Source organism: Geodermatophilus sp. SYSU D01105 (genome assembly GCF_054050095.1).
The window spans coordinates 109,228-132,511 of sequence record NZ_JBJGYR010000003.1; the positions used below are offsets into that span (position 1 = coordinate 109,228).

23 protein-coding genes are annotated in these 23,284 nt (G+C 75.2%); 5 read left to right on the plus strand and 18 right to left on the minus strand.

Annotated elements, in window-relative coordinates; translation table 11 throughout:
- Positions 1 to 8: 8 nt before the first annotated feature.
- Positions 9 to 956 (minus strand): hypothetical protein, encoded by a 948-nt coding sequence (locus ACI79I_RS03495; RefSeq protein ID WP_456990875.1) that lies wholly within the window; start codon positions 954 to 956, stop codon positions 9 to 11.
- A 10-nt stretch (positions 957 to 966) separates the two neighbouring features.
- On the minus strand, positions 967 to 1,557 hold the full coding sequence (locus ACI79I_RS03500) for an RNA polymerase sigma factor (RefSeq protein ID WP_456990876.1): 591 nt from the start codon (positions 1,555 to 1,557) through the stop codon (positions 967 to 969).
- Positions 1,558 to 1,763: 206 nt separating this feature from the next.
- On the opposite strand from ACI79I_RS03500, the gene ACI79I_RS03505 reads away from it, so the two are divergent.
- The 3 genes from ACI79I_RS03505 (at position 1,764) to disA (ending at position 5,105) form a co-directional block, all read left to right on the plus strand.
- Positions 1,764 to 2,465 carry a hypothetical protein gene (locus ACI79I_RS03505; RefSeq protein ID WP_456990877.1) on the plus strand — a complete coding sequence of 234 codons (702 nt, stop codon included), beginning with the start codon at positions 1,764 to 1,766 and terminating at the stop codon, positions 2,463 to 2,465.
- Between the two features lie 67 nt (positions 2,466 to 2,532).
- Entirely contained in the window at positions 2,533 to 3,897 is a 1,365-nt protein-coding gene (gene radA / locus ACI79I_RS03510) for a DNA repair protein RadA (RefSeq protein WP_456990878.1), read from the plus strand.
- A 122-nt stretch (positions 3,898 to 4,019) separates the two neighbouring features.
- Positions 4,020 to 5,105 (plus strand): DNA integrity scanning diadenylate cyclase DisA, encoded by a 1,086-nt coding sequence (gene disA / locus ACI79I_RS03515; RefSeq protein WP_456990879.1) that lies wholly within the window; start codon positions 4,020 to 4,022, stop codon positions 5,103 to 5,105.
- 39 nt (positions 5,106 to 5,144) lie between these two features.
- Here disA and ACI79I_RS03520 read toward each other — a convergent pair whose 3' ends face one another.
- Positions 5,145 to 5,837, minus strand: coding sequence for a MucR family transcriptional regulator (locus ACI79I_RS03520; protein ID WP_456990880.1), 693 nt, complete (start codon positions 5,835 to 5,837; stop codon positions 5,145 to 5,147).
- A gap of 77 nt (positions 5,838 to 5,914) precedes the next feature.
- Here ACI79I_RS03520 and ACI79I_RS03525 point away from each other — a divergent pair, with 77 nt between their 5' ends.
- Positions 5,915 to 6,814 (plus strand): A/G-specific adenine glycosylase, encoded by a 900-nt coding sequence (locus ACI79I_RS03525; protein WP_456990881.1) that lies wholly within the window; start codon positions 5,915 to 5,917, stop codon positions 6,812 to 6,814.
- 121 nt (positions 6,815 to 6,935) lie between these two features.
- On the opposite strand, the gene ACI79I_RS03530 is transcribed toward ACI79I_RS03525, so the two are convergent.
- From ACI79I_RS03530 to ACI79I_RS03580, 11 genes are all read right to left on the minus strand, one after another.
- On the minus strand, positions 6,936 to 9,467 hold the full coding sequence (locus tag ACI79I_RS03530) for an ATP-dependent Clp protease ATP-binding subunit (protein ID WP_456990882.1): 2,532 nt from the start codon (positions 9,465 to 9,467) through the stop codon (positions 6,936 to 6,938).
- 233 nt (positions 9,468 to 9,700) lie between these two features.
- Positions 9,701 to 9,964 (minus strand): hypothetical protein, encoded by a 264-nt coding sequence (locus tag ACI79I_RS03535; RefSeq protein ID WP_456947783.1) that lies wholly within the window; start codon positions 9,962 to 9,964, stop codon positions 9,701 to 9,703.
- Positions 9,961 to 10,278: a hypothetical protein gene (locus ACI79I_RS03540; RefSeq protein WP_456990883.1), complete on the minus strand. Its 318-nt coding sequence runs from the start codon at positions 10,276 to 10,278 to the stop codon at positions 9,961 to 9,963. The genes ACI79I_RS03535 and ACI79I_RS03540 overlap by 4 nt, the downstream gene beginning before the upstream one ends.
- 205 nt (positions 10,279 to 10,483) lie before the next feature.
- Positions 10,484 to 10,834, minus strand: coding sequence for a histone-like nucleoid-structuring protein Lsr2 (locus tag ACI79I_RS03545; RefSeq protein WP_456990884.1), 351 nt, complete (start codon positions 10,832 to 10,834; stop codon positions 10,484 to 10,486).
- A 146-nt stretch (positions 10,835 to 10,980) separates the two neighbouring features.
- Positions 10,981 to 12,489, minus strand: coding sequence for a lysine--tRNA ligase (gene lysS, locus ACI79I_RS03550; RefSeq protein ID WP_456990885.1), 1,509 nt, complete (start codon positions 12,487 to 12,489; stop codon positions 10,981 to 10,983).
- Positions 12,490 to 12,500: 11 nt separating this feature from the next.
- Complete coding sequence (locus ACI79I_RS03555) at positions 12,501 to 13,307, minus strand: type III pantothenate kinase (RefSeq protein WP_456990886.1); 807 nt, start codon at positions 13,305 to 13,307, stop codon at positions 12,501 to 12,503.
- Positions 13,308 to 13,309: 2 nt separating this feature from the next.
- Complete coding sequence (gene nadC, locus ACI79I_RS03560) at positions 13,310 to 14,212, minus strand: carboxylating nicotinate-nucleotide diphosphorylase (protein WP_456990887.1); 903 nt, start codon at positions 14,210 to 14,212, stop codon at positions 13,310 to 13,312.
- A complete protein-coding gene (locus tag ACI79I_RS03565; protein WP_456990888.1) occupies positions 14,209 to 15,900 on the minus strand; it encodes an L-aspartate oxidase in 1,692 nt (563 codons plus the stop codon). The genes nadC and ACI79I_RS03565 overlap by 4 nt, the downstream gene beginning before the upstream one ends.
- Positions 15,897 to 16,304, minus strand: a complete 408-nt coding sequence (gene panD / locus ACI79I_RS03570; RefSeq protein WP_456990889.1) for an aspartate 1-decarboxylase — start codon at positions 16,302 to 16,304, stop codon at positions 15,897 to 15,899. The genes ACI79I_RS03565 and panD overlap by 4 nt, the downstream gene beginning before the upstream one ends.
- 8 nt (positions 16,305 to 16,312) lie before the next feature.
- A complete protein-coding gene (gene panC / locus ACI79I_RS03575; protein ID WP_456990890.1) occupies positions 16,313 to 17,167 on the minus strand; it encodes a pantoate--beta-alanine ligase in 855 nt (284 codons plus the stop codon).
- Positions 17,164 to 18,108: a Rossmann-like and DUF2520 domain-containing protein gene (locus ACI79I_RS03580; RefSeq protein WP_456990891.1), complete on the minus strand. Its 945-nt coding sequence runs from the start codon at positions 18,106 to 18,108 to the stop codon at positions 17,164 to 17,166. Before ACI79I_RS03580 ends, panC begins: the two co-directional genes overlap by 4 nt.
- A 263-nt stretch (positions 18,109 to 18,371) precedes the next feature.
- Between ACI79I_RS03580 and ACI79I_RS03585 the strand changes: the two genes are divergently transcribed.
- A complete protein-coding gene (locus ACI79I_RS03585) occupies positions 18,372 to 19,124 on the plus strand; it encodes an SDR family oxidoreductase (protein ID WP_456990892.1) in 753 nt (250 codons plus the stop codon).
- 93 nt (positions 19,125 to 19,217) lie between these two features.
- Here the strand turns inward: ACI79I_RS03585 and ACI79I_RS03590 are convergent, their stop codons facing one another.
- The 4 genes from ACI79I_RS03590 to ACI79I_RS03605 form a co-directional block, all read right to left on the minus strand.
- Entirely contained in the window at positions 19,218 to 20,570 is a 1,353-nt protein-coding gene (locus ACI79I_RS03590; protein WP_456990893.1) for a DUF6779 domain-containing protein, read from the minus strand.
- Between the two features lie 89 nt (positions 20,571 to 20,659).
- Positions 20,660 to 21,682, minus strand: coding sequence for a glycine betaine ABC transporter substrate-binding protein (locus tag ACI79I_RS03595; protein ID WP_456990894.1), 1,023 nt, complete (start codon positions 21,680 to 21,682; stop codon positions 20,660 to 20,662).
- Between the two features lie 145 nt (positions 21,683 to 21,827).
- Positions 21,828 to 22,559, minus strand: a complete 732-nt coding sequence (locus ACI79I_RS03600; RefSeq protein WP_456990895.1) for an ABC transporter permease — start codon at positions 22,557 to 22,559, stop codon at positions 21,828 to 21,830.
- Positions 22,556 to 23,284, minus strand: coding sequence for an ABC transporter permease (locus ACI79I_RS03605; RefSeq protein WP_456990896.1), 729 nt, complete (start codon positions 23,282 to 23,284; stop codon positions 22,556 to 22,558). Before ACI79I_RS03605 ends, ACI79I_RS03600 begins: the two co-directional genes overlap by 4 nt.

A 23,284-nucleotide genomic window follows, 5' to 3' on the forward strand; every position in this document is an offset into this window, starting at 1 on the left:
CGGCGGTGTCAGTTCTTGCCGTTGCCGTTGCCGTTGCCGTTGCCGCGGCCCGACTGCCCGGCGTTGCCGCGGGGCTCCGCCACGGGCGCCGGGGCCGCCTCGGCCGTCTCCTCCTCGGCCTCCTCGACCTCCGGGGCCTCGTCCTCGACCTCGGGCGCCTCGGTCCGGGCGGCCTCCCGGGCCTCCTTGCGCGCCTCGTTGCGGGCGTGCGCGGCGTCGCGGATCTCCTGCCCGTCGACGCCACCGTCACGCGCGTCCTCGCTCACCCGCGCTCCGAAGTCCCCCGGGTGGGCGGGCTCGGTGTCCTCCTGCACCGGCTGGGACTGCTCGTCCCCGGTGGCGTCGTCCCCGGTGGCGTCGTCCCCGGTGGCGTCGTCCCCGGTCGTGTCGTCCCCGGTCGTGTCGTCCCCGGTCGTGTCGTCCCCGGAGGCGTCACCGGTGTCACCGGGGCCCTCGCCCTCGGAGGGGGCGTTCCCAGCGGCGTCGTCGGCCGGGACGACAGGGTCGTCCGTCCCGACGACCTCGTCGGTCCCGGCGGTCTGGGCGGGCACGGCCGTCTCGACGACGGGGGTGGGCTCCTCCGGAGAGGTGAGCGCACCGGCGGTGGTCGCGCCGGCGAGCGCGACTACGACGACGCCGGTCCCGGCGGCGGCCTTGGCGACCGCGCCGGCGGAGGCGATCTTGGCGATGAGAGCGGCGAACAGCATGCGAGGCCTCTTCCGTGAGGTCCGGGCGGGGCGCCCGGCCGTCCCGGGGGACGGTTCCTGGTGGGTGGTGAGGAGACCGGTCGCCAGCAGCTCGGCCAGGGCCGCGGTGGGCCTCCCGGGCGCCGCGGCGTCCGCCCGGACCGCGTCGGTGAACGCGACCAGGGAGCAGGCGCCGTCAGGCACGGGGCGGCCGGCGAGGGCGGCCTCGAAGGCCTCCTCGACGGCGCGGTCGTCAGCTGGCGTGGTCATCTCGTCCTCGTCATCGCCGGAGGGCCGCAGAAGGGTGCGCGCCGGTCCCCACCCGTTCGGGGGACGTCGTCTCGAGGGCGCTGCGCAGGCTGCGCAGCCCGCGCCGCTGGAGCGCCTTGACCGAGGCGGTGGACCGCCCGAGCACGCGGCCCACCTGCTCGACGGTGAGGTCGCCGAGGATCCGCAGCAGGAGCACCGCACGCTGGTCGGTGGGCAGCGTCGCGCAGAGCCGGTGCACGTCCGCGGCGCCGATCCGCACCAGCGCGTCGTCCTCGGCGTCGCCCCCGCCGAGCTCGCCCAGCAGCGCGTCGTCGGTCACCTGCGGACGGCGCCCACGGCGACGCCAGTCGTCGACCAGCCGCCGGTGGGCGATGGTGAACACCCAGGCGCGCAGCGCGTCCTCGTTCCCGTGGAAGCCGGCCAGCCCCGTGAGGACGCCGATGAACGTCTCGCTGGCCAGGTCGTCGGGCTCGGCGGCGCCGTGCAGCCGCAGGTAGCCGGTCACGGCCGGCGCGAGGTCCCGGTAGAGGACCTCGAACGCCCAGGCGGCCCCGGCCTGCGCCGCGGCCAGGACGTCGTCGAACGGCAACCCCGTGCGCATCCTGCCCCCCGTCGCCGGCCCCGCCGTCCTCCCGTGCATCGGCAGGCGGCCGCGCCGACTGCACCGGCGTCACCCGGACGGGTGCCGGCGGACGCGGCGCGGCGGACCCCGTCCCTCCGGGCGGGCCGCCGGGGGCGGGCGTTAGGCTCGGCGCGACCCAGGCCATCGACGTGCGGTGGCCTGCACGTCCCTGGAGGTCGACGGCTGTGAACCGCGCACTGCGCGCCGCCACGATGGGTGTGCTGCTCCTCAGCCCGGTCGCGCTGAGCGCGTGCAGCGCCGGGCAGGTCTCGCAGACCGCGACCCAGAACCGGGACAAGGTCGGCCCCGAGGCCCAGTCCGGCGACATCACCCTCCGCCAGATCCTCCTGGGCTACCCCACCGAGGGCCGCTACTCGGCCGGCGACGACGCCCCGCTGTCCCTGGCGATCGTCAACGGCAGCAACGAGCCCGACACCCTCGTCGGCATCGAGGGCGACGCGTTCACCGGGGTGGTCGTGAGCGGGCAGACGACGCCCTCGCCGGCCGTGCCCGGCTCCCCCTCGGCCGCGCCGACCACCGGGAGCACACCGACCGCCACGTCGGACCCGGCGGCCCCCTCGGCCCCGGCTGCCCCGACGTCGGCCGCCCCGTCGGCCAGCACGCGGGTGGACATCCCCATCCCCGCCCGTTCGACCGTCTACGTCGGCGAGGACGGCGGGCTCACCGTCGACCTCGTCGACCTGTCGGAGGAGCTGACGGCCGGCCAGAGCATCGAGCTCACGCTGACCTTCCAGAACGCCGGGGAGATCCCCGTCCAGGCGTCGGTCGCCACCCCCGACCGGGCGCTGCCCCGCGAGGAGGGCTTCGACTTCCACGACGGGGCGGCGGAGGGCCGCGACGCGGAGCAGGACACCGAGTCCGAGTGATCGTGGGCCCCTGCACGGGGTCCGCGTCCTCCCCGGAACTGTCGTACCCGGCGGTTAGCGTCGCCGGGTGCCCACTGCAGGAGTGAAGTCCCGACCCGCCCACCGCTGCACCGAGTGCGGGTACGGCGCGGCCAAGTGGGTCGGCCGTTGTCCGGAGTGCCAGGCCTGGGGCACGCTGCAGGAGGTCGGCGTCCCCGCCTCGCCGCTGCGGTCGGTCGCCGCCGGGCCGGTCACCGCCCCGGCCGTCCCCATCGCCCAGGTGGAGCTGGCCTCCGCCCGCGCCGTCCCCACCGGCATCGACGAGCTCGACCGGGTCCTCGGCGGCGGCCTGGTGCCCGGCGCGGTGCTGCTGGTCGCCGGCGAGCCCGGGGTCGGGAAGTCCACCCTGCTGCTCGAGGTCGCCCACCGGGTGGCCGCGGCGAACGGCCCGGCCCTCGTGGTGTCGGGCGAGGAGTCCGCGGCCCAGGTGCGACTGCGGGCCGAGCGGATCGGCGCCCTGCACGAGGACCTCTACCTCGCCGCGGAGACCGAGCTTTCCGCCGTCCTCGCCCACGTCGAGCAGGTCAACCCCTCGCTGCTGGTCCTCGACAGCGTCCAGACCGTGCGCTCCCCCGCCGTCGAGGGCACCGACGGCGGGTCCACCCAGGTGCGGGCGGTCGCCAGCGCGCTGACCGGCGTGGCGAAGAGCCGGGGGATGACGGCGATCCTCGTCGGCCACGTCACCAAGGACGGCGCCATCGCCGGTCCCCGCACCCTCGAGCACCTGGTCGACGTCGTCGTCTCCTTCGACGGGGAGCGGCACTCCACCCTGCGGCTGATCCGGGCGACCAAGAACCGGTTCGGCCCGGCCGACGAGATCGGGTGCTTCGAGATCGGCGACCGCGGGGTCGTGGGTGTCCCGGACGCCTCGCACCTGTTCGTGTCCCGGCGCACCGCCCCGGTACCCGGCAGTTGCGTCACAGTGACGCTGGAGGGCAGCCGCCCGCTGCTGGCCGAGGTCCAGGCGCTGGTGGCGGCCAACAGCGGCGGCGGGTCGCCGCGGCGCGCGGTCAGCGGGCTGGACTCGCAGCGGGTGGCGATGGTCAACGCCGTCGTCGAGCGGCGCGGCCGGGTGCGGCTGGCCGACGCCGACGTCTTCGCCGCCTCCGTGGGCGGCGTCCGCATCACCGAGCCCGCGGCCGACCTGGCGCTGGCGCTGGCGATCGCGTCGGCGGCCAAGGACGTCCCGCTCCCCCAGGGCCTGGTCGCCCTCGGCGAGGTCGGGCTCTCCGGGGAGATCCGCCGCGTGGGGGGCACCGGTCGCCGGCTGGCCGAGGCGGCCCGTCAGGGCTACCGGGTCGCGCTGGTCCCCGAGGACGCCGGTGGTGCTCCCAAGGGCATGCGGCTGATCGAGGTCCCCGACCTCGGGGCCGCGTTCGCCCGTCTCTTCTGACGCTGCGTCACCGCCCGCGTCGCTCCCCTCGCCGGATCCGGTGAGGTGGCTCACGGAGGCCGACCAGTAGCGTTGAGGCCACGTAGACTCAGCCGCCAACACACCGAACGTCAGGAGCGCTCGTGCCGCCCGCTGTGGATCCCGAGGTCGCGCTCCGCGAACTGCTCGGCCGCATCGCACCGGGGACCGCACTGCGCGACGGCCTGGAGCGGATCCTCGCCGGCCGCACCGGTGCGTTGATCGTCCTCGGCTACGACCGCGTGGTGGAGTCCATCTGCACCGGGGGTTTCGCCCTCGACGTCGCCCTGTCGGCCACCCGGCTGCGCGAGCTGGCCAAGATGGACGGCGCGGTGATCGTCTCCTACGACGGCGCCCGGATCGTCCGGGCCGGCGTCCACCTGATGCCCGACCCGACGGTCCCGACCGAGGAGTCCGGCACCCGACACCGCACCGCCGAGCGGGTCGCCATCCAGACCGGCTTCCCGGTGATCTCGGTCAGCCAGTCGATGCACATCATCAGCGTGTACGTCGCGGGCCGGCGGTACACCCTCGAGCACCCGACGACGATCCTGGCCCGGGCGAACCAGGCCCTGGCTGCCCTCGAGCGGTACAAGCTGCGGCTCGACGAGGTGGCCAGCACCCTGTCGGCGCTGGAGATCGAGGACCTCGTCACCGTCCGCGACGCGATGAGCGTCAGCCAACGGCTGGAGATGGTCCGGCGGATCGCCGACGAGATCGAGGGCTTCGTCGTCGAGCTCGGCACCGACGGCCGGCTGCTGGCCCTGCAGCTCGACGAGATGCTCGCCGGCGTGGAGGAGGACCGCGGCCTCCTGGTGCGCGACTACCTCCCCGGCGGCGCCCGGCGGCCGAAGACCATCGAGCAGGTCCTCACCGACCTGCGGGCGCTGTCGGCCACGGAGCTGCTCGACCTGTCGGCGGTGGCCCGCTGCTACGGCCTGCCGACGTCGGCCGACGCGCTGGACTCCCCGGTCAGCCCGCGCGGGTACCGCCTGCTGGCGCGGGTCCCGCGACTGCCGGCCGGCATCATCGACCGGCTGGTCGACCACTTCGGCGGGCTGCAGAAGCTGCTGGCCGCCACCATCGAGGACCTGCTCGCCGTCGAGGGCGTCGGCGAGGCGCGGGCCCGCGGCATCCGCGAGGGCCTGTCGCGGCTGGCCGAGACCTCGATCCTCGACCGCTACAGCTGACGGCCTCGTCCAGGGGCGCGACTGAGCCGGCGTCCCCGATCAGACGATCGAGAAGGGCGCGTCGGGGCTGGTCTTGGTGTCCAGGCGTCCGCGCAGCAGGTACTGACCCGGCCCGAGCGCCGTGCGTTGCGCGCTGCAGCCCGGCTGGCTGGTCAGGCCGCTCCAGACCAGCGGGAAGGACACCGCCTCCCCCGGCGCCAGCGTGCGGGTGTCGCTGCTGGCCTCCGGGATGCAGTCGTTGCTGCCCCACAGCCGGTTGCCCGACGCGTCGAGCAGGACGATCTCCTGCAGCCCCTTGTCCAGGGTCCGCACGCAGGGCACGGACGAGGCGTTGGTGACGACCAGCTCGAAGGTCGGCTTGCCGCCGACCGGCGCGCTGCCGGGCGTGCGCACCGCCAGGCCGATCATCTCGTCGCTGCACGGGCCACCGGGCTGCGGCGCGGGCTCCGGAGCCGGCTCGGGGGCCTCGGTGGTCTCGGGCGCCGGGGTCGGGGTCGGGGTCTGCACGCTGGCCAGCGAGGGCACGACCCGCTCCAGGGCGGGTGGCTCGGCCGGCTCGCTGGTGGCGGTGGGGGTCGCTGCCGCCGCGGCCGACGTGCTGCCGCCGCCGTCCCCCAGGGTGGCGACCAGCAGCCAGCCCCCGCCGCCGAGCAGCGCCACGAGCAGGACGAGGACCAGCAGGCGTCGCCGCCAGTAGACCGCCGCGGGGAGGGGGCCGACCGGGTGCAGCACGCCGAGAACCGTAGTGCGCGACCGCGAGCGCTCCCACGTCGGCACGCCGTCCCCGGCGGGCGGCACACTGGACCCCCGTGGACAGCACCGCCCGCCCCCTCCCCGCGACCGGGCCCGAGCTCGGCGAGGCCCTGGTCGACTGGTACGAGACCGCCGCCCGCGACCTCCCCTGGCGGCGCCCGGACGTCGACCCGTGGGCGGTGCTCGTCAGCGAGGTGATGCTCCAGCAGACCCCGGTCGCCCGCGTGGAGCCGGTGTGGCGGGAGTGGGTGGCCCGCTGGCCCACCCCGGTGGCGCTGGCCGCGGCCTCCCCGGCCGAGGTGATCCGCGCCTGGGGCAAGCTCGGCTACCCGCGGCGGGCGCTGCGCCTGCGGGAGACCGCCGTCGCCCTCACCGAGCGGCACGGCGGCGCCGTCCCCGCCGACGTGGCGGCCCTCGAGGCACTGCCCGGCGTCGGCACCTACACCGCTCGCGCCGTCGCCTGCTTCGGCCACGGGCAGCCGCAGCCGGTCGTGGACACCAACGTGCGGCGGGTGGTGGCCCGGCTCGTGCACGGCCGGGCGGAGGCGGGCACCGCTCGGGCCGCCGACCTCACCGACGTCGCCGGGCTGGCTCCGGCCGATCCGGTGCGAGCGGTGCGCTTCTCCGTCGCGGCCATGGAGCTCGGCGCCCTGGTGTGCGTGGCGCGGACGCCGCGGTGCGGGGCGTGCCCGGTCCGGGACAGCTGCGCCTGGCGGCGAGCGGGGTGCCCGGCACCCGACGGGCCGGCCCGCAGGGTGCAGCGGTTCGCCGGGACCGACCGCCAGGTCCGGGGGCGGCTGCTGGACGTCCTGCGGGCCGCTGAGGGGCCCGTGCCGGCGGTCCTGCTCGACGGTGCGTGGGACGACGCCGTCCAGCGCTCGCGGTGCCTGGACTCGCTGCTCGTCGACGGGCTGGTCGAGCAGACGCCGGACGGCCGCTTCCGCCTCCCCGCCTGAGGAGGCCCACCGGGCCCGTGGGGCCGCAGCGACGATCAGGGGACCTGATGGTCGCCCACACATCACACAGGGGCCGCCTCCCTGAACGGGAGACGGCCCCTGTCGTGGACCTACCGGAGGATCACTCGGCCGTGGCCGCGGGACCCTCCTCGTCGCCACCGGCGGAGAGCGCCACCGGCGGGGTGTCGGGGAGGTCGATCGGCTTGGCCTCGCCGCGGAAGACGAACTTCTGCTCGGCGCCCTCGCCCTCGACGTCCACCACGACGATCTGACCGGCGGTCAGCTCCCCGTAGAGGATCTTCTCCGACAGCGTGTCCTCGATCTCGCGCTGGATCGTCCGTCGCAGCGGCCGGGCGCCCAGCACCGGGTCGAACCCGCGGTGGGCCAGGAGCTTCTTGGCCTCCTGGGTGATCTCCAGCGACATGTCCTTGTTCGCGAGCTGGCTCTCCACGCGGGCGACCATGAGGTCGACGATCTGGATGATCTCGTCCTCGGTCAGCTGGTGGAACACCACGATGTCGTCGATGCGGTTGAGGAACTCAGGCCGGAAGTGCTGCTTGAGCTCGTCGTGCACCCGCGACTTCATGCGCTCGTAGTTGGACTGGGTGTCGTTCCCGGCCTGGAAGCCGAGGCCGACGGCCTTGGAGATGTCCCGCGTCCCGAGGTTGGTCGTGAGGATCAGGATCGTGTTCTTGAAGTCCACGATCCGGCCCTGACCGTCGGTGAGCCGGCCGTCCTCGAGCACCTGGAGGAGCGTGTTGAACACGTCCGCGTGCGCCTTCTCGATCTCGTCGAAGAGGACCACCGAGAACGGCTTGCGCCGCACCTTCTCGGTCAGCTGGCCACCCTCGTCGTAGCCGACGTAGCCGGGAGGGGCACCGACGAGACGGGACACCGTGAAGCGGTCGTGGAACTCGCCCATGTCGATCTGGATGAGCGCGTCGTCCTCACCGAAGAGGAAGTTGGCCAGCGCCTTGGCGAGCTCGGTCTTACCGACACCCGAGGGGCCGGCGAAGATGAACGAGCCACCGGGACGGCGCGGGTCCTTGAGGCCCGCCCGCGTCCGCCGGATCGCCTGGCTGACGCTCTTGATGGCCTCTTCCTGGCCGATGATCCGCTTGTGGAGCTCGTCCTCCATGCGCAGGAGCCGGGTGGTCTCCTCCTCCGTCAGCTTGAAGACGGGGATGCCGGTCCAGTTGGCCAGCACCTCGGCGATCTGCTCGTCGTCGACCTCGGCGACGACGTCCATGTCGCCGGCCTTCCACTGCTTCTCGCGCTCGGCCTTCTCGCCCAGGAGCTGCTTCTCCTTGTCGCGCAGCGACGCGGCCTTCTCGAAGTCCTGCGCGTCGATGGCCGACTCCTTCTCGCGGCGGATGCCGGCGATCCGGTCGTCGAACTCGCGCAGGTCCGGCGGGGCGGTCATCCGCTTGATCCGCATCCGGGCACCGGCCTCGTCGATCAGGTCGATCGCCTTGTCCGGCAGGAAGCGGTCGGAGATGTACCGGTCGGCCAGCGTCGCGGCGGCGACCAGGGCGCCGTCGGTGATGCTGATCCGGTGGTGCGCCTCGTACCGGTCGCGCAGCCCCTTGAGGATCTCGATCGTGTGGGTGAGCGTCGGCTCGCCCACCTGGATCGGCTGGAACCGGCGCTCGAGGGCGGCGTCCTTCTCCAGGTGCTTGCGGTACTCGTCGAGCGTGGTGGCGCCGATGGTCTGCAGCTCGCCACGGGCCAGCATCGGCTTGAGGATGCTGGCGGCGTCGATCGCGCCCTCCGCGGCACCGGCCCCGACGAGGGTGTGGATCTCGTCGATGAACAGGATGATGTCGCCGCGGGTGCGGATCTCCTTGAGGACCTTCTTCAGCCGCTCCTCGAAGTCACCGCGGTAGCGGGAACCGGCGACGAGCGCGCCGAGGTCCAGCGTGTAGAGCTGCTTGTCCTTCAGCGTCTCGGGGACCTCGCCCTTGACGATCGCCTGGGCCAGGCCCTCGACGACGGCGGTCTTGCCGACGCCGGGCTCGCCGATGAGGACCGGGTTGTTCTTGGTCCGCCGCGAGAGGACCTGCATGACCCGCTCGATCTCCTTGGCCCGCCCGATGACCGGGTCGAGCTTGGAGTCGCGCGCGGCCTGGGTCAGGTTGCGGCCGAACTGGTCCAGGACCAGCGAGGTCGACGGCGTGCCCTCCGACGGGCCGCCGGCCGCGGCCGGCTCCTTGCCCTGGTAGCCGGACAGCAGCTGGATGACCTGCTGGCGGACGCGGTTGAGGTCGGCGCCCAGCTTCACGAGGACCTGGGCGGCGACGCCCTCGCCCTCGCGGATCAGGCCGAGCAGGATGTGCTCGGTGCCGATGTAGTTGTGACCGAGCTGCAGCGCCTCGCGCAGGGACAGCTCGAGGACCTTCTTGGCGCGCGGGGTGAAGGGGATGTGCCCGGAGGGGGCCTGCTGGCCCTGCCCGATGATCTCCTCCACCTGCTGCCGGACACCCTCCAGCGAGATGCCCAGGGACTCGAGCGCCTTGGCAGCGACGCCCTCACCCTCGTGGATCAGGCCCAGGAGGATGTGCTCGGTGCCGATGTAGTTGTGGTTGAGCATCCGGGCCTCTTCCTGGGCCAGGACGACCACGCGGCGGGCTCGGTCGGTGAACCGTTCGAACATCTGCTGCTTCTCCTCTGACCGGCTGGTCCGGCACTGCCCTCCCCGTGATGGGGAGGAGCACCCGACGTCCGTCGGCGCGCGGGGCACCGGTCTTTCCACTGTAGTCGCGGACTCCGCCCCTCCGTCGGCACGCGCGGCCGGGCGGAGGACAGGAGCTGTCCGGTCCAACCGATGGTGGCCGAGCGGTGTTCCGGGCGGGTTACGCCGTCAGCGGACGGCGCCACCGGGCGCGGTCAGCAGGTGAGGGCGAGGCAGACCCAGCACAGCGGCCACTCCTCGTCCCCGTCGTCCGGCCAGGTCCACAGGGCCGGGTCGAGGAGGGTGACCGGGGCCAGGCAGAGCGCGCGGCCGGTGACCAGCCCGTCGGCACCGACGGCGTGCAGCCGGGTGACCGGCTCCTCGTCCGAGGCCTGACGGCGGGGGACGGCGTCGGCTCCGACGGTCCAGCCCCCGCCGTGCTCGAGGGACCCGCGGCCCTGGCTCGTGCCGGCGGTCACTGCACCACCACCTGGACGCCGACCGTCGCGAGCCGGGAGGCCAGGTCGTCGAACAGCTCGCGCGCGCCGTCCTCCACGGTGGCCTCCAGCCGGACGGTGATCCGGCGGTGCCCGTGCCGCTGCAGGGCCACCACGGTCCCGCAGAGCAGGTCGGCCCCGACCTCGTCGAGGTGGCCCCGGGCGCGGACGACGCCGCGGGCCTGGTCGATGGTGGCGGTGAACGAGGGAGCCAGGGGACGGGTGTCCGTGACCGCCCGCGCGGGGCCGGGTTCGGGGACGCCTGCCGGGGTCGCCTCAGCCGTGTCTTGGCTCATGACACATACCGTTACTGAACCGTCCGCATCAGTGACAGGGCCCTAGTGCCCTGACCTGCGACGGAACGTGAACAGCCGGTGTCCGGACGGCGACGGCCCGGCCCCCTGAGGGGAGCCGGGCCGTGGTGCGCCGTACTGGAACGGCCCCCTCGCAGGGCCCCGGCGCGGGCGTGCGAGCACCGGGGCCCTGCGAGGGGGCCCTCCCTCAGTGCGCGGCCTCGTAGGCCTCGACGACGCTGGCCGGGATGCGCCCGCGGTCGCTCACCTGGTGGCCGTTCTTGCGGGCCCAGTCACGGATCGCGCCGGCCTGCTCCCGGTCCATGCGACCACCGCCGGTCGGGCGGGACCGCCCGCCACCGGAGGCGCGGCCGGAGCCGCGGCCCACCTTCCGGGCCGCCTGCACGTAGCGGGAGAAGGCGTTGCGCATCTCCTCGGCGTTCTTCTCGGACAGGTCGATCTCGTAGTTCGTCCCGTCGAGGGAGAAACTCACGGTCTCGTCGGCCGGAAGATCCTCGTCGAGGTCGTCACTGAGGATCACCTGGACCTTGCGAGCCATTCCACTTCCCCACTTCTCGATGCGGCCCCTTTCGGGGCGGTTCGCCACCCGAGGCGGGGTGGCTGCATTGGCACCCCGGACCATAGACCATTCGGCGAGATGTGCGGAATGAAATACCGGATGGAGTGAGAAACGGACCGGACCGTTCAGGGCGAAAGCGGCCGGACGAGCGGGAAGAGGATGGTCTCGCGGATTCCCAGACCGGTGAGGGTCATCATCAACCGGTCCATGCCCATCCCCATGCCGCCGGTCGGGGGCATCCCGTACTCGAGCGCCTCGAGGAAGTCCTCGTCGAGCGCCATGGCCTCGGGGTCGCCGGCCGCGGCCAGGGCCGCCTGCGCGGTGAACCGCTCGCGCTGGGCCACGGGGTCGACCAGCTCGGAGTAGGCGGTCGCGCGCTCGACACCGGCGATGTAGAGGTCCCACTTCTCGGCCAGGCCCGGCGTCGACCGGTGCGCGCGGGTCAGCGGCGAGGTGTCCAGCGGGTAGTCGATGACGAAGGTCGGCGACTGCAGCGTGTCCTGGACCAGTGCCTCGAACAGTTCCTCGACGACCTTCCCGGCGACCCACTTCGGGTCCACGCCGACACCGACCCGCTCGGCGATCGTCCGCAACTGCGCAAGCGGTGTCTCGGGGCCGATCTCCTCCCCCACGGCCTCCGAGACCGCCGCGTGCAGCGGGATCTGGGGCCACTCACCCGACAGGTCGATCTCGGTGCCGTCGTGGTGCCGGGCGACGTGGTCCCCGAACAGCGCCGCGCAGCACTCCTGGGTCAGTTCCCGGGTGAGCGTGGCCATCACCTGGTAGTCGGCATAGGCCTGGTAGGCCTCCAGCATCGCGAACTCCGGCGAGTGCGTGCTGTCGGCACCCTCGTTGCGGAAGTTCCGGTTGATCTCGAAGACCCGGTCGAGCCCGCCGACGATGCACCGCTTCAGGAACAGTTCCGGCGCGATGCGCAGGTACAGGTCGAGGTCGAAGGCGTTCATGTGGGTGCGGAACGGACGCGCCGCGGCGCCGCCGTGCACCGTCTGGAGCATCGGCGTCTCGACCTCGAGGTAGCCGCGCGACCCCAGCCCGGCGCGCAGCGTCGACATCACCGTGGCCCGCTGGCGCACCGTGCGGCGGGCCTCGTCGCGCACGATCAGGTCCACGTACCGGCGACGGACCCGCAGCTCCTCGCTCATCGGCTTGTGCGCCACCGGCAGCGGGCGCAGGGCCTTGGCGGTCAGCTGCCAGGAGTCGGCGAACACCGAGAGCTCCCCGCGGCGCGACGTCCCGACCTCGCCGCGGACGAAGACGTGGTCACCGAGGTCGACGTCGGCCTTCCAGGCGTCCAGCGCCTCCGCGCCGACCCGGTCGCGGGAGAGCATGACCTGCAGCTCGGCGTCCCCCTCGCGCAACGTCGCGAAGCACAGCTTCCCGGTGTTCCGGCTGAAGATGACCCGGCCGGTGACCCCCACCTCCTCGCCGGTCATGGTGTCCGGCGGCAGGTCCGGGTGGGCGGCGCGGACGCCGGCCAGCGTCGTGGTCCGGGCGACGGCGACCGGGTACGGGTCGACGCCGGCCTCGCGCAGCCGGTCGAGCTTCGCCCGGCGGACCCGGAGCTGTTCGGGGAGTTCGTCGACGTCGTCGGCCACGGGAGGTGCCTCGCTCACGGGCGCCGAGCCTACGGGGACGCCGGACGGCGGCCCGCGCCCTGCTGCCGTTCGAACGCCAACCGCAGCCCGTGGACGGTGAGGTCGGGCTCGCGCGCGCCGATCGAGCGGCAGCTGTCGGAGACGAGCGAGGCCAGCCCGCCGGTGGCCACGACGACCGGGGACACCCCGAACGCGTCGACCAGCTCCGCGGCGATCCGGGCCACCAGCCCGTCCACCAGCCCGGCGAAGCCGAGCACCAAACCCGACTGCAGCGCCGCCACGGTGTTCTTGCCGATCGCGTGCGGCGGCACGGTGAGCTCCACCGAGCGCAGCTGCGCGGCGCGGCTGGCCAGCGCCTCGAGGCTGACCTCCACCCCCGGGGCCAGCGCCCCGCCGAGGAACTGCCCCGCCGGGCCGACGGCGTCGACGTTGGTCGAGGTGCCGAAGTCGACGACCACCACGGGCCGGGCGCCGCCGTCGGGCCCGCGGCCGTACAGCTCGTGCGCGGCCAGCGCGGTCACCACCCGGTCCGCGCCCACCTCCCGCGGGTTGTCCACGTGCAGCGGGACGCCGGTCCGGACGCCGGGGCCGATGAGGACGACCGGCACGTCGAGGGAGTCCAGGAGCTGGCGCAGCGCCGGCAGCAGCGCCGGGACCGTGGAGCAGGCACTGACGCCGGTGACCACCGTGTCGCGCAGCAGTCCGCGCCAGAGCAGCCGCAGCTCGTCGGCGGTGGCCCGGGGCGCGGTCGTCACCCGCCAGCAGCCCACCCGGCGCTCGCCGTCGAAGGTGGCCAGCACGGTCTGGCTGTTGCCGACGTCGACGGTGAGCAGCACGGTCAGGCCCGCAGGTCCAGGGCGAGGTCCAGGATCGGCGCGGAGTGCGTCAGCGCCCCCACCGACAGGTAGTCGACGCCGGTCCCGGCCACCTCCCGGGCGAGGTCCAGGGTGAGCCCGCCGGTGGCCTCCAGCTCGGCCTTGCCCGCCACCAGGGTCACGACCTCGCGGAGCGCGGCCGGCGCCATGTTGTCGCAGAGCAGGAAGTCCGCACCGGCCGCCAGGGCCTCGACGGCCTGCGCGGGCTCGTCCACCTCGACCTGCACGGTCACTCCCGGCGCGCGCTCGCGGACGGCGGCGACGGCGGCGGCCACCGACCCGGCGGCGGCGACGTGGTTGTCCTTGACCATCGCCACGTCGTAGAGGCCCATCCGCTTGTTCGCCCCGCCGCCGCAGCGGACGGCGTACTTCTCCAGCGGCCGCAGCCCCGGCGTGGTCTTGCGGGTGTCCAGGACGACGGCGCCGGTGCCCTCCACGGCGTCGACCCACCGGCGGGTGAGGGTGGCGATGCCGCTGGCCCGGCTGGCGATGTTGAGCGCGCTGCGCTCGGCAGCCAGCAGGGCCCGCACCGGCCCGCGGACGGTGAGCAGCACGTCGCCGCGCGCCACGCGGTCGCCGTCGGCGGCGCCCGCGGTGAGGGTCGCGCCGGGGGCGAGCCGGGTGAAGACCCGCGCGGCGACCGGCAGGCCGGCGACCACGCCGTCGGCCCGGGCCACCAGGTCGGCGGTCCCCAGCTGACCGGCGGGGACGGTCGCGGCGCTGGTCACGTCGTGGGTCACCGCGAGGTCCGGGGCGGCCGGCAACGGCGCGCCGCCGGTGAGGTCCTCGGCGAGGGTGCGCTCCACCAGCTCGGTGACCCACGCCTCGGTCAGCCCGGTGCCGGTGAGGTCCCGCGGGTCGCTCACCACGGCCGCACCACCGGGGTGCCCACCGGGCGGCGGCTCACCGCCAGCCGGCCTCCCTCGTCGAGCCGGACGTCCAGGTGCACGCGCCACTCCTCCTCCGTGTCGGGGTGGTCCTCCCGCCAGTGACACCCGCGGGTCTCCTCGCGGGTCGCGGCCGCGGCGGTGAGGGCGCTGGCGACGGTCAGCAGGTCGGTCGCCTCCCAGCTGTCCACCTGAGGCCTCACCCCGTCCACGCCGTGCACCCCGCCCAGCCCGGCGGCCAGGGCGGCGAGCCGGTCGGTGGCCTCGGCCAGGCCCGCGCCCGTGCGCAGCGCGCCGACGCGGGCCGACATCGTGTCGGTCAGTGCCCGCCGCCCGGCGGGGTCCAGCAGCCCGGACGGCGCGGCGCCGGGCGGGCGGACCGGCGCGGGCGGGGGCAGCCGCTCGGCGAGCTCGGCGCCGATCCGGGCGGCGAAGACCAGGCCCTCCAGCAGCGAGTTCGACGCCAGCCGGTTGGCGCCGTGCACGCCGGTGCAGGCCACCTCACCACAGGCGTAGAGGCCGGGGACCGTCGTCCGGCCCGCGAGGTCGGTGACCAGGCCGCCGGAGGCGTAGTGCGCCGCGGGGGTCACCGGGACCAGGTCGGTGGCCGGGTCGACGCCCGCGGCCCGGCAGCTGGCGGTGATGGTCGGGAAGCGCGTGGTGACGTCGGGGACCTCGCGGGCGTCCAGCCAGACGTGCGGGACGCCGTCGCGCAGCTGGACCCCGGTGATCGCCTTGGCGACGACGTCCCGCGGCGCGAGCTCGGCCAGCGGGTGGACGCCGAGCATGAACCGCTCCCCCGCGTGGTCGCGCAGGACCGCGCCCTCGCCGCGCAGCGCCTCGCTGACCAGCGGCTGCTGACCGCGGGCGCCGGGCCCCAGGTAGAGCGAGGTCGGGTGGAACTGGACGAACTCCAGGTCGGTCGCGACCGCGCCGGCCCGCAGGCCCAGCGCCACGCCGTCGCCGGTGGACACCGACGGGTTGGTGGTCGCGGCGTAGACCTGTCCCATCCCGCCGGTGGCCAGCACGACCGCGCGGGCGCGGACCGCGCCGACGCCGTCCGCGCTGCCCTCGCCGAGCACGTGCAGCGTGACCCCGGCCGCCCGCCCCCGGGCGTCGGTCAGCAGGTCGAGCACCATGGCGTGCTCCACCAGCGTGACGCCGGGGTCGGCCCGGACGGCGTCCTGGAGAGCGCGCTGCACCTCGGAGCCGGTGGCGTCGCCGCCGGCGTGCACGATCCGGTTGGCCGAGTGCCCACCCTCGCGGGTCAGCAGGAGGCGGCCCTCGGGGTCGCGGTCGAAGGCGGCGCCCCAGGCCATCAGCTGGCGCAGCCGCTCCGGACCCTCGTGGACCAGCGCCGAGACCGCGTCGGGCTCGCACAGCCCGACGCCGGCCACCTCCGTGTCGCGGGCGTGCGCCTCGGGGGTGTCGGCGGGGTCGAGGACGGCGGCGATGCCGCCCTGCGCCCAGCGCGTCGACCCGGCGTCCACCCGGACCTTGGTGACGACGGCGACCGACAGCCCCGCCGCGCGCGCGTGCAGCGCGACGCACAGGCCCGCCACCCCCGAGCCGACGACGCACACGTCGGCTGCGAGCTCCCAGCCGGGCGCCGGCGCCGACAGGCGCAGCGGGAGCCCGGTGACGCGGTCGGCCGCGACGACGCTCACCGAGCGATCGTGTCCCCGCGGACCTGGCCGAGCACCCCCGGGGCCGGCGCGGCCGGGTCGCCGCCGAGCTCGACGATGCGGTTGGCCGCGTCGACGTGCACGACCTTCGGGATGTAGGACTTGACCTCGGTCTCGTCCATCACGCCATAGCTGATCATGATGACGAGGTCGCCGGGGTGGACCAGGTGCGCGGCGGCGCCGTTGATCCCGATCACGCCGCTGCCCCGCTCGCCGGGGATCACGTAGGTCTCCAGGCGGGCGCCGTTGGTGACGTCGACGATCGCCACCTGCTCGCCGGGCAGCAGGTCGGCCGCGTCGAGGAGGTCCTCGTCGATGGTCACCGAGCCCACGTAGTGCAGGTCGGCCTGGGTGACCGTCGCCCGGTGGATCTTGGACTTGAGCATCGTGCGCATCATCGGTCGTCTCCCAGGTGCACGGGGGTGTTGTCGATCAGGCGGGTGCTGCCGGCGCGGGCGGCGACCAGCAGCCGGGCGGGACCGGCGGCGGGCGCCGGGCCGAGGTCGGGGTCGGTGAGCTCGAGGTAGTCGGGGACCAGCTCGGGTGCGGTGGCGAGGACCTCCCGCGCGGCGGCCAGGACGGCCTCGGCGCCCCGCGGGCCGGCCGCGGCGCCGGTCCGGAGCGCCCGCGACAGCGCCGCCGCGGTGGCCCGCTGTCCCGGGGACAGGTACCGGTTGCGGGAGGACAGCGCCATGCCGTCGTCCTCGCGGACGGTCGGGACGCCGACGACCTCGGGGCCGAGGGCGAGCTCGCGGGCCATGGCGCGGATGAGCACCAGCTGCTGGTAGTCCTTCTCGCCGAAGAGGGCCACGTCGGGGCGGACCAGGCCGAACAGCTTGGCCACGACGGTGAGGACGCCCCCGAAGTGGCCGGGGCGGACGGCGCCCTCGAGCACGTCGCCCAGCGGCCCCGGCTGCACGGTCACCCCCAGCGAGCCGGGCGGGTACACCTCCTCCACCGGCGGGTGGAAGACGACGTCGGCGCCCTCCTCGGCCAGGGCGGCGAGGTCGTCGTCCCAGGTGCGCGGATAGCGGTCGAAGTCCTCGCCCGGGCCGAACTGGGTGGGGTTGACGAAGACGGAGACGACGACGCTGCCGGCGCGCTGTCGAGCGGCGCGGACCAGGGTGCGGTGGCCCTCGTGCAGCGCGCCCATCGTGGGGACGAGGGCGACCGGGCCGGGCAGGTGGGCCCGCAGCCGGGCCAGGTCCGCAGTGGTCTCCGCGACGGCCGGGGTGGTGGGAGCGCTCACCGCGAGCCGGCCGTGTCGGCGGCCTCGTACAGCAGGTCGAGCAGCGGCGCGCCCTCGTGCCGCTTGAGCCGGCCCGCGGCCAGGGCCCGCTCGGTCGTGCGCTGCGCCATCGCGACGTAGGCCGCGACCGACTCCGGAGCGCGCTCGGTGAGCGTCTCCAGGTGGTCGCCGACGGTGCCCACGTCGCCCCGGCTGACCGGGCCGGTGAGCCCCTTGTCGCCGCGTCGCAGTCCGTTGTCCAGCGCCGCGGTGAGCAGCGGGGCGAGGACCCGCGCCGGCTCGCCGACCCCGGCCGAGCGCAGCAGGTCCGCGGCCTCGGCCACCAGCGTGACGAGGTGGTTGGCCCCCGTCACGAGGGCGGCGTGGTAGAGCCGCCGGTCGGCCTCGGCGACGAAGAAGGGCTCACCGCCCATCTCCAGGACCAGCGTCTCGGCCACCGGGCGGTGCTCCGGGGCGCTGGTCACCGCGAACGGGGCCCCGGCCAGCCGGTCGGCGTCCTCGGGCGCGCCGGTGAAGGTCATCGCCGGGTGCAGCGCCAGCGGCAGGACGCCGGCCCGCGCGGCCGGCGCGAGCACCGCGAGGCCGTGCGCCCCGGAGGTGTGGAAGGTCAGCTGGCCGGCGCGCCATCCCCCGGTCTCCGCCAGCCCGGAGACCAGGCCGGCCAGGGTGTCGTCGGGAACGGCGAGGACGACGAGGTCGGCGGCGGCCACCACCTCGTGGGTCGGGAGCAGCGGCGTGCCCGGCAGCAGGCGCTCGGCGCGCTCGGCGGAGGCGGTGGAGAGGCCGGCGGCGGCGACCACGTCGTGGCCGGCGGCGGCGAGGGCGGCGCCCAGGACGGCGCCGACGCGTCCGGCGCCGACGATGCCGACGCGGAGGCGGGCGGGCGCGGTGTCGGCCGGGAGCAGGCCGGCGGCGCGCGGGATCCTGCGGGCAGCAGGCATCGGTGCACCTCTCGTTCCAGTCCCTCGCGGGTACCGGACTCGGGTTTCGCGGACTCCGCCGTTGGAGCCCGTCGGGGACTGCGGTCCTGCGGTGGTGCCGGCTACGGCCCCGCTGCGACCGGAGGTGTCCCGCGGGTGTCGTGCCGAAGGCGAGTGTGTGACCGGTTCGGGGCGCGTGCAACGCCTCGCCCCTGTGGGGTGGGTCACGGCACGGGGCCACCTACGGTGAGCGCCGGCAGGTGGACGACGGCAGGAGGACGCGGGTGGGCACCCTGGAGGGACGGACGGCGCTGGTGACCGGCGCGAGCCGGGGCATCGGGCTGGCGATCGCGAGGAGCCTGGTCGCCCGGGGCGCCCGCGTCGTCGTGACCGCCCGCAGGGCCGAGCCGCTGGCCGAGGCGGTGACCGCGCTCGGTGGCCCCGAGGTCGCCGTCGCCGTCCCCGGCAACGCGGGCGACGCCGACCACCGGGCGGAGGCGGTACGGACCGCCGTCGACACCTTCGGCAGCCTGGACGTGCTGGTCGGCAACGTCGGGATCAACCCGCTGTACGGCCCGTTGGTCGACCTGCCGCTCGACGGCTTCCGGAAGATCCTCGACACCAACGTCGTCGCCACGCTCGGCCTGGTGCAGGAGGCCTGGCGGGCGTGGATGGCCGAGCACGGCGGCTCGGTGCTGGTCGTGGCGTCGGTGGCCGGCCTGAAGGCCTCCCCCATGATCGGCGGCTACGGCGTCAGCAAGGCCGCGCTCATCAACCTGGTCACCCAGCTGGCCGTGGAGCTGGGTCCGAGGGTCCGGGTCAACGCGGTGGCGCCCGCGGTGGTCAGGACCCGCTTCGCCGGCGCCCTCTACGAGGGCCGCGAGGCCGAGGCGGCCGCGCAGTACCCGGTCGGCCGGCTCGGCGAGCCCGAGGACGTCGGGGAGGCCGCGGCCTACCTGCTCGGGGACGACGCGGGCTGGGTCACCGGCCAGACGCTGGTGCTCGACGGCGGCGCGCTGTCCCGCGGCCCCGCCTGAGCGAGGACCGCGAGGAGGACCCCGTCCTCCCCGACCGCTCGGGCCGGGACCCGGGACGGGGCCGCGGTCCTGCGTGGAGCGGTCGGGTCACCCTCAGTGGTGGGGGCCGAGCACCCGGGACAGGACGTCGTCGGGCTCGTCGTCGTCCCGGTAGCGGCGCCGCCGCCGGCCGCCGGACGAGGGGCTGACCCCGTTCTGGGCGAGGATCTCGGCCAGCCGCGAGGACCCCGGCTCGGCCTCGTCCGGTGCGGGGCCGGCCGGCGCGGACGGTGCGGCCGGCCGGGCGGGGCCGGGCACCGACGGCCGCTCCCACCCGGCGACGGGACGCTGCTCGGTCGGCTGCTCGGCCGGGGCGCCCGGACGGTGCGCCTCGTCGGTGCGGCGGCGCCGCGGCTCGGCCTCGGCCGACGCGGCGGGCCCGGCCGGCGACCAGGGGTCGGGCCGCTCCCGCGGGGCCTCCGGCAGCTCTCCGGGCGTGGCGTGCCGCGAGCCACGGGCCGAGGCCGCCTGCTCGGGCTCGACCAGCGACCGATCGGCCAGCCGGTCCAGCGGCGGAGGCGGCGGGGTGACCGACGGCGCGGGAGCCGGGCGGTCCGGCACCGTCGACTCCACGCGCACGGCGGCGAACTGCCGCGTCGCGCCGCCGCCGGTGAGGTCCTGGAGCCCGGCCGCCGGCTGGGCGGCGGTCAGCTCCGGCGCCTGCTCGCCCCAGCCGGCGGCGTCGATGGTGCGGGGAGCGGGTGTCTCGGCCGTGGCCGGAGCGGTCCGGACGGACTGGGTGCGCAGCAGGACGCGCTCGACGAGCATCTCGCCGGACAGCTGCTCGGTCAGCTCCGCGCGCAGCTGGCCCACGTCGGCGCGCAGCTCGGCCAGGTGCCCCAGCTCCGCCCGCAGCTCGGCGAGCTGGCCGAGACCGGTCCGCAGCTCGGCGAGCTGGGCGATGTCGCGGCGCATGTCGGCCACCCCGGCCACGTCGCGGCGCAGCTCCCCCACCCGGGCCAGCTCACCGCGGAGGGCCTCGAGCTCGGCGCGCACCGCCTGCTCCGTCTCGCGCCGCAGGTCGTTCTCGACGCGGAGCTCGTGCTCCCGCCGGGCCGCCGCCGCCCGCTCCAGTTCCCGCTCGTGGGCCAGCCGCAGCTCGGCCTCGCGCTCGGCGGCCCGCCGCTCGACGGCCGCCAGCTCACCGGGGTCGCCGTCCGCTCCGCCACCGCGGCGGGACGTGACGAGCGCCGCGAGCACGAAGGCCCAGGCCGCGCCGACCACCGCCAGCCGCAGCACCTGCGGGTTGTCGGTGACGAACACGACCACCGTGGCGACGACGGCGAGGACGAAGCCCGCAGCCAGGCCGGCCGTCCGCAGCGCCGGGGACGGTGCCCCCGGACCGGGCCGGACGGGGTGCGTGCGGCCCGGGTGCCCGGCGGTCACGTCGTCCCGGTCCCCCCGCATGGGCTCCAGGGTAACGGCGCGCAGGCCCCCGGCCACGGAACGAAGTCGCCCGACCGCGGGAGCCGGGGTCCCCGGATCGATCCCCTCGCTCAGCCTCGGGCGAGGGCGCCGTCCGAGCTGAAGACCAGGCCGATGGAGACCTGGCCCTGCTGGATCGCTGCCTTGGTCAGCGGGCCGCCGCTGTCGAGCTCGCGGAACTCGGCGAACTGCAACCCGTAGGTCTCCTCCAGGCCCGGCTGGCAGTACGGCCGCTCCGGGCACTCGGTCGGCCCGCCGAGCACCAGGGACCCGTCGCTGCAGGCGTCGGCCAGCTCCGAGAGCGTCGTGACGCCCACCTGGTCGGCGAAGGCCTGGGTGACGGCGAAGGCGTTCTGGTCGGCCGCCTCCGACGGCTCGCCCAGGACCAGCCCGGCCTGCTCCACCAGCGGCTGGGCACCGGCCAACGTCGCCTGCGGGTCACCGCTGGCCACCGGGGCGTCCTGCGTGGCGTCGGGCCCGTTGGCCTGCCGGTTGAGGGTCTCGGTGAGGGTGGCCAGGTACTCGGGGACGACCTGGATCTCCGAGCCGGACATGAGCGCCGGCAGGTACAGCTCGCGGTTGCCGACCTCCCGGACCGAGGCGTCGAAGCCCGCAGCGCCCAGCACGTCGGCGTAGACGTTGGCCAGGATCGTCGACTCGGTGAAGTTCGCCCCGCCGACGACGACGGCGCCGCTGCCGCGCTCCAGCGACGCGGGGTCGATGTTGTCCTCCACCCACGTCGAGGCGACGTCCTCGGCGCTCTGCCGGTCGACGTCCACGGCGGCGTTGAGCTCGATCAGTTCCTCGGTGGTCAGCGCCGCCGAGACCGCGTTCAGCACGGGGAGCAGTGCCGGGTTCGCCTGGGCGGTGGCGACGTTGACCGCCGGGACGACGTTGTCGGCGTTCTGCAGTTGCTGGTCGTCCTCGAGCACGACGAGCTGCTCACCGGCCACGGGCGCGCAGGCGTCCCCGGCCGCGGCACCGGTCTCGCCGCCTCCGCCCGTCCCCGAGGAGCCGGACTCGCCGCAGGCCGTCGCGGTGAGCAGCACCGCGGCCAGCGCGAGGGGAGGGAGGACCCGGGTACGGCTGCGCATCTCGTCCGCCTTCTGTGTCCCGTGCGACCCGCAGGCCGCGACGCGTGTCTGGCGGGAGGGGCCCCGCGCCGGTCATGGAACTCCCCGTCCGGACCGCAGGCCACGTCCCGGCCGGACCTGTTGCCCGGTTGTTACCGAGCGCCGCTCACAGGGGGACGCCGGACGCCGTCACCTCGGGGGTCCCGGCCCGGCCGCGCCCCGACGGGAGGACGGGCAGCCGGCGGTGCCCCGGGGTGACCGCCCACGACAGCAGCACGAGCACCAGCTCGGTGAGGAGGGCCAGCGCGGCGACCAGGAAGGCGCCCGCGAGGATGACGCCGAGGTCCTGCTGGCCGAAACCGAGGTTGATGATCCGGCCCAGCGTCCCGCCGCCCACGAGCGCGGCCAGCGTCGCGGTGGCGACGACCTGCACGGCCGCCGTCCGCACCCCCGTCATGACCAGCGGCAGCGCGAGCGGGGACTCCACCCGCACCAGCATCTGCCCGCGGCTCATCCCCATCGCACGGGCGGCCTCGCGCACGTCACGGTCGACCTCGCGGAAGCCGACGAAGGTGTTGGTGAGCATCGGCGGGACGGCGAAGACCGCCAGGGCGAGGACGGTGGCGGTGTCGGTGAACCCGATCGGGGTGACCGCGAAGACGGTGAGCAGGGCCAGGGTCGGCACGGCCCGGCTGACGTTGGAGAGGACGACGATCGCGCCGGCGCCGCGGCCGCTGCGGCCGAGCAGGACCCCCGTGGGGATCGCGAGGACGGCGGCGAGCAGGACCGCCGCGGCGGAGATCGCCAGGTGCTGGGCGAGCAGGTCGAGGATGCCGCCCCGCCGTGTCCAGTTGAACGGGTCGTTGAGGTAGACGACGGCGTCGCCGAGGGCGTTCACGCCCGCACCGCCCGCGTCCAGGGGGTGAGCAGCCGCTCCAGGCCGGCGAGCAGGACGTCGGCGACCAGCGCCAGGAGCACGCAGCCGACGGCGCCGGTGACGATCTCGGCTCGGTAGAAGTTGCTGTTGAACCCGCCGACGATCAGCTGCCCCAGCCCTCCGTTGCCGGTGATGACCCCGACGGTGACCAGCGCGACGGTCGACACGGTGGCGATCCGCAGGCCGGCCATGAAGGTCGGCAGGGCGAGCGGGAGGTCCACCTGCAGGAACAGCCGCGCCGGGCCGTAGCCCATCCCGCGCGCGGCCTCGCGGACGTCGCCGGGGACGCCCTGCAGGCCGACGAGGAAGTTCCGCACCAGGATGACCAGGGTGTAGAGGGTGAGCCCGACGAGCACGGTGGTCGCCGACAGCGGCCCGGTGATCGGCGCGAGGAACGAGAACATCGCCAGCGACGGGATCGTGTAGACCACCGACGACAGGCCCAGCACCGGCCCCGACAGCAGCCGGGTGCGCCGGGCCAGGAGGGCCAGCGGCAGCGCGATCAGCGCACCGAGCACCACCGCGCCGACGGTGAGCCGGACGTGCTGGCCGAGGTGCTCCACAATGGTGTCCCAGTTGTCGGTCACGTACGACGGGCTGAACCACGGGTTCGGCGCCTCGTCCGCCGCGAGCACCACCGGGTCGCTCGCCGCACCCAGCAGCGGGTGCGCACCCAGGAAGGCCAC

Excerpts from the sequence above, each read along its gene's own strand:
- ACI79I_RS03495 (WP_456990875.1), bottom strand. The coding sequence starts at position 956 with ATGACCACGCCAGCTGACGACCGCGCCGTCGAGGAGGCCTTCGAGGCC.
- ACI79I_RS03500 (WP_456990876.1), bottom strand. The coding sequence starts at position 1,557 with ATGCGCACGGGGTTGCCGTTCGACGACGTCCTGGCCGCGGCGCAGGCC.
- ACI79I_RS03530 (WP_456990882.1), bottom strand. The coding sequence starts at position 9,467 with ATGTTCGAACGGTTCACCGACCGAGCCCGCCGCGTGGTCGTCCTGGCC.
- ACI79I_RS03540 (WP_456990883.1), bottom strand. The coding sequence starts at position 10,278 with ATGAGCCAAGACACGGCTGAGGCGACCCCGGCAGGCGTCCCCGAACCC.
- ACI79I_RS03545 (WP_456990884.1), bottom strand. The coding sequence starts at position 10,834 with ATGGCTCGCAAGGTCCAGGTGATCCTCAGTGACGACCTCGACGAGGAT.
- panD (WP_456990889.1), bottom strand. The coding sequence starts at position 16,304 with ATGCTCAAGTCCAAGATCCACCGGGCGACGGTCACCCAGGCCGACCTG.
- ACI79I_RS03580 (WP_456990891.1), bottom strand. The coding sequence starts at position 18,108 with ATGCCTGCTGCCCGCAGGATCCCGCGCGCCGCCGGCCTGCTCCCGGCC.
- ACI79I_RS03590 (WP_456990893.1), bottom strand. The coding sequence starts at position 20,570 with ATGCGGGGGGACCGGGACGACGTGACCGCCGGGCACCCGGGCCGCACG.
- ACI79I_RS03595 (WP_456990894.1), bottom strand. The coding sequence starts at position 21,682 with ATGCGCAGCCGTACCCGGGTCCTCCCTCCCCTCGCGCTGGCCGCGGTG.